The 3,084-nt window shown below is 61.3% G+C and carries 4 protein-coding genes; all 4 read left to right on the top strand.

Going from position 1 to position 3,084, the window contains the following annotated elements; genetic code table 11:
- The first annotated feature begins 194 nt into the window (after nucleotides 1–194).
- The 4 genes from ACRCSW_RS17885 (at nucleotide 195) to ACRCSW_RS17870 (ending at nucleotide 3,020) form a co-directional block, all read left to right on the top strand.
- The gene (locus ACRCSW_RS17885; protein ID WP_438707002.1) at nucleotides 195–1,394 is read left to right on the top strand and encodes a flagellin N-terminal helical domain-containing protein; all 1,200 of its coding nucleotides are present in this window, start codon (nucleotides 195–197) and stop codon (nucleotides 1,392–1,394) included.
- Between the two features lie 65 nt (nucleotides 1,395–1,459).
- The gene (flaF, locus tag ACRCSW_RS17880; RefSeq protein ID WP_438707001.1) at nucleotides 1,460–1,831 is read left to right on the top strand and encodes a flagellar biosynthesis regulator FlaF; all 372 of its coding nucleotides are present in this window, start codon (nucleotides 1,460–1,462) and stop codon (nucleotides 1,829–1,831) included.
- On the top strand, nucleotides 1,828–2,232 hold the full coding sequence (flbT, locus tag ACRCSW_RS17875; RefSeq protein WP_438707000.1) for a flagellar biosynthesis repressor FlbT: 405 nt from the start codon (nucleotides 1,828–1,830) through the stop codon (nucleotides 2,230–2,232). Before flaF ends, flbT begins: the two co-directional genes overlap by 4 nt.
- Nucleotides 2,233–2,246: 14 nt before the next feature.
- Nucleotides 2,247–3,020 (top strand): DUF1217 domain-containing protein, encoded by a 774-nt coding sequence (locus tag ACRCSW_RS17870; protein WP_438706999.1) that lies wholly within the window; start codon nucleotides 2,247–2,249, stop codon nucleotides 3,018–3,020.
- The last annotated feature ends 64 nt before the right edge of the window (nucleotides 3,021–3,084 follow it).

The raw sequence follows: 3,084 nt of genomic DNA, 5'->3' as shown, positions 1-3,084 counted from the left end.
CGTCAAATGTGATGCACTTGGGCGTCGCGGTTTAGGACTCCGTTAGAGAGTTTCCCGCATCACTGATGTCGCGTCCCATGCCGGGGCGGCGCATCCGGGAAGACCGGAAGCATCGGACAGAAAGCCCGTTTCCGCCACCGAATCCGGTGGCATTTCAGGCTGCGAAAACGCGGCTCCATGCGAAGGAAGTAAAGATGTCGTCGATTCTGACCAACAACAGCGCGATGGTTGCCCTTCAGACCATGAAGGGGATCAGCGCCAGCATGAACAAGACCCAGGCCGAGATTTCCACCGGCAAAAGCGTCGGCTCTGCCAAGGATAACGCCGCCGTGTGGGCGATTTCGAAGGTGATGGAATCGGATGTCCAGGGTTTCAAGGGCATTTCCGATAGCCTTTCCGTTGGCTCCGCCACTCTGACCGTCGCCAGACAGGCCTCGGAGTCGGTGACCAAGCTTCTGACCGAGATGAAGGGCAAAATCGTTGCCGCCCAGGCCGAGAACGTCGATCGGACCAAAATCCAGACCGACATCACCGCACTTACCAAACAGATCGAATCGGTTGTCGGCGCGGCGCAGTTCAACGGTCTGAACCTCGTGGACGGCTCGCAGACAACGGTCAACGTGCTCTCATCGCTGGATCGCAGTGCTACTGGCGTGACCTCAAGCAATATCCAGGTCAGCGCGCAGAACCTGTCGACCAATGCAGGTGCGGCTCTGACCAACGGAACGCTGTCGGCTGCCAACGTCGTGACCGGAACGCCCGTGACGCTTGGCGGCTTTACGTTCCAAGGCGGCGGCGGCGCGCTCGCAAAGGACGCGCCGACCGCGAACCCGGCCACGCTGACAGCGCTGGTTGCAGGAGACTCGATCTCGCTCAAGATCGGTTCGACCGAGGGCCGCTACATCGTGAAGGAAGGAGACACGGCCGACGCGCTGGTTTCCGGGTTGAAGAACTCGCTCACCGAAAGCGGGCTTTCGGATTCCGACTTCACACTGACGCTCGCCTCTGGCGCGCTGTCGGTCGCAAACAACACCAACAATTCCGCCGCGATCTCTGTTTCGGCGGCACGCGGAACTGGCGGGCTCTCTGATCTGAACACGCTGAACGTCGTGACGTCGCCCGCAACGGCACTGACGGCAATCGAAGGCATGCTGCAAACCTCGATCGACGCTGCGGCTTCGTTCGGTTCGGTGCAAAAACGGATCGACATTCAAAGCGAGTTCGTCGGTCAGCTGACGGACTCGCTGAAGACCGGCATCGGTGTGCTGGTGGATGCAAACATGGAAGAAGCTTCGGCCCGGTTGCAGGCGCTTCAGGTCCAGCAGCAGCTGGCGACGCAAGCCTTGTCGATCGCCAACCAGCAGCCGCAGGGGCTTCTGTCGCTATTCCGGTAAACTGAAGGGCCGCGGGGCGACCCGCGGCCATCGTCCCCCAGAAACACCGAACCGATGGACCCCACATGACGTTCCGATCTTCGCTTGCCTATGCCCAACGGGAAACCCCAGCCCGCTCGTTCCGCGCCGTCGAATACGATCTTCTCGCACGAGCGACGCATCGACTGACGGCTGCCTGGGCGCGCCGCACGACAGATTTTCCCGCACTTGCCGCAGCGCTTCATCAGAATCAGCAGCTGTGGTCGACCCTGGCAGCCGACGTGGCAGACCAAGGCAACGGCCTGCCAGCCGCGCTTCGGGCACGATTGTTCTATCTTTACGAGTTCACCGCAAAGCACAGCGGCGCAATCCTGCAAGGCCATGGCAGCGTCGAGGTCCTGACCGACATCAATACCGCCGTGATGCGTGGCCTACGCGGCGAAGGCGGTACACCATGACCGGCCTTGTTCTGAAGCTGGGCCCGCATGAACGGGTTCTGATCAACGGTGCGGTGATCGAGAACGGTGAGCGGAGATCGCGGCTGGCGATCATGACGCCCAACGCCAACATCCTTCGGCTGCGGGACGCAATCCATCCGGAAGAGGTCAACACGCCGGTTCGTCGTGTGTGCTACATTGCGCAACTCGTGCTGTCTGGTGATGCTGATGCGGCAGATGCGCGGATGCAGCTTCTGCGCGGGATCGAACAGCTTAGCCAAGTGCTGACCGATCACGACAGCCGAACCCAGCTGACAGCCGCGAGCACCGCTGTTCTTGAGGATCAGCACTACCAGGCACTGAAAGCCCTGCGCAGCTTGTTGCCGCGGGAGGAGCGTCTCTTCGCCGCCGGACGGGCATGACCTTCAGGCCGGTCTTGCCGCTGACGGGGTACGCCGGGTGGAACTTTCTGAAGCGAACGATGCCTGCCCAACAGACAGCGCAGCAGGCATCGTCGGTCAACCAGCGCGACGAAGCCTACTTCCGCGAGAAGATCGGCAAGATCAATACGGCGGACCAGCTGGTATCCGACAAGCGGCTGTTGCGGATCGCCTTGACGGCATTCGGGCTTGAGGGCGACGTGAACAATACGGCCTTCATCCGCAAGGTGCTGCAGGACGGCACCATCAGGGAAGGCGGCCTCGCGAACCGGTTGGCGGACAAACAGTACCAGAAGCTGTCGGCCGCGTTCGGATTTGGTGATTTCTCTGTTCCGCGCAGCAAGCTGTCAGACTTCCCCGATAAGGTTCTGGCGCAGTACCGCGCCCGGCAGTTTGAAACTGCTGTTGGGGATCAGAACAACACCTATCGTCTGGCCTTGAACGCCGAACGGGAAATCCCTGCCCTCGCCGCCAGCACGATGAGCGAAACCGCCAAGTGGTTCAGCATCCTTGGAAACGCGCCAATGCGTCAGGTGATGCAGACCGCGCTTGGGTTGCCTGCGAGTTTCTCATCAATAGACATTGACCAGCAGGTTGCCGTGCTGAGAGATCGGGCCGAGGGCGCGTTCGGTACGGACTCGGTCAGCCAATTCTCCGACCCGAAAAAGGTCGATGCGCTGGTGCGGCGCTACCTCGTGCGGGCCGATAGTCAGGATCTGACCGCTACAACCTCGCCTCTGACGCGGGCTTTGGAGCTGCTGCGACGCTGAGAGGCCGAAACGGCGGCAATCCACGCACGGAGGCGATGGTGTCTGGTCAACCCGCCAGACAGGC

The sequence above is a fragment of the Tabrizicola sp. genome (assembly GCF_051645465.1).
GTDB lineage: Bacteria > Pseudomonadota > Alphaproteobacteria > Rhodobacterales > Rhodobacteraceae > Tabrizicola.
The sequence above is the reverse complement of the archived record's forward strand: the minus strand, read 5'-3'. Positions and strand labels throughout refer to the sequence as shown.